The 1,352-nt window shown below is 39.1% G+C and carries 3 protein-coding genes; all 3 read left to right on the forward strand.

All coding sequences use genetic code 11. From position 1 onward, the window contains the following. The coding region (locus tag RLO19_RS24915) for a hypothetical protein (RefSeq protein ID WP_446360087.1) at positions 1 to 190 on the forward strand (190 nt) is incomplete at its 5' end. 22 nt (positions 191 to 212) lie between these two features. After that, entirely contained in the window at positions 213 to 464 is a 252-nt protein-coding gene (locus RLO19_RS24920; protein WP_446360088.1) for a hypothetical protein, read from the forward strand. 265 nt (positions 465 to 729) lie between these two features. Further along, a complete protein-coding gene (locus RLO19_RS24925; protein ID WP_446360089.1) occupies positions 730 to 1,062 on the forward strand; it encodes a hypothetical protein in 333 nt (110 codons plus the stop codon). The last annotated feature ends 290 nt before the right edge of the window (positions 1,063 to 1,352 follow it).

The raw sequence follows: 1,352 nt of genomic DNA on the forward strand, positions 1-1,352 counted from the left end.
AGTCAGGGAAAGTAAATTCATTCATAAAGTAATGATTAATTCTGAATGGATACCTGTACTTGCTTGTGTTAGTCGATTACTTCGCCGCTTTTGTAAAAAAGTAGTCACTTTCCCGGTTTCTCTAATTTGTCCTAAATCTTCTTGGCGTTCAGCTTTTAACGGCTGTCAATTATCCTTTGCCAATATTTGATTGTAAAGTTGAGGATTTTTCGATGTATCCACATCCACGTTATCCAGGTCAGCGTCACTGGTCTGTAGTTGGGCAGACTCAAATCGAGTTACCACAGATGACTCCAGAGGAATTTTTGATCTATTGGGATGTGACTTATGTCCAATTGGCGGTAATTTGCTCTTGTTCTGAGCGAACAGTAAAGCGGTGGTTTGCTGTCTCTGGTAATCATCCGCCAACTATACTGCACAAGCTTTTATTAGCGTTGACCCATGATACCTGGTCTAAGCTGTAAACTTTCTATACAGATTTTTACATATCTAAATATTTATTTTTTTAATTAAGTAATTGGGGTCAATGTGTCCCTGATTTTGCTCTCTTTATCAAAGGAGCATTTTTAATAGAGTCATACCTTGTAGAACTACATTTAATCCCTCGTTTGTTTACCTGGGGAAGTCGTCGTTAATGGCGAGGGATTATTTTGTCCAATTTTTGAGGAGGAATTAAAGGAGTAATGAAGCTGACATTATTTACTGTTGTTAAGGGGGTTGTTCCTTATTATGTTGTCCGCATTAATCTCAAGGATAGAAGCTCAGAGTCAAGTTCTAACCCAGCAGGTCGGAGCGATAAATCAGTATCGGTTACCTAGTCGCTGGCTGAATTGGCAGATTTTTATCTGGGCATTTTTGCATGGACGATTCGGAATATACGATCACGGAGATGGGCTAGTGTTAAAATTTTTCAGCTTAAACACAACTTGCTACACTCATTTTTCTGGTCAGATCAGTTATGGCTTTTCCATTCGCCCCGAAATTCCTTGGCAACTATTTGATGAGTTTGGCGAGGACGTTCTAGGCGTCAAGGATTTTTCTTCAGAGTTTATACCGTTTTAGGTGCAGCTATGATTTGGTTTGCTGTAGCTTTCGCAATTTTTTTGATTGCCTGTGAACCAGGCAAGAATCCGTACTATCAAGATAACTTGGTAGAAATCACTGATCAGGACTGCAATGTACTTAATGAGTGTGAATACACAATCAACTTTAAAGGTACTGAGTTAACTGTTCCTGAATCTGATATTGAGTGGAAATAGAGGTGAATCGTGGCTAATGTTAAACATTTAGATATAGTTCGGATTGATGGCTGTGAGGTTATCGACGCTTGTAGGGCAGAAAAGAAATCTGAG

Source organism: Coleofasciculus sp. G2-EDA-02 (assembly GCF_040226375.1).
GTDB lineage: Bacteria > Cyanobacteriota > Cyanobacteriia > Cyanobacteriales > Coleofasciculaceae > Coleofasciculus.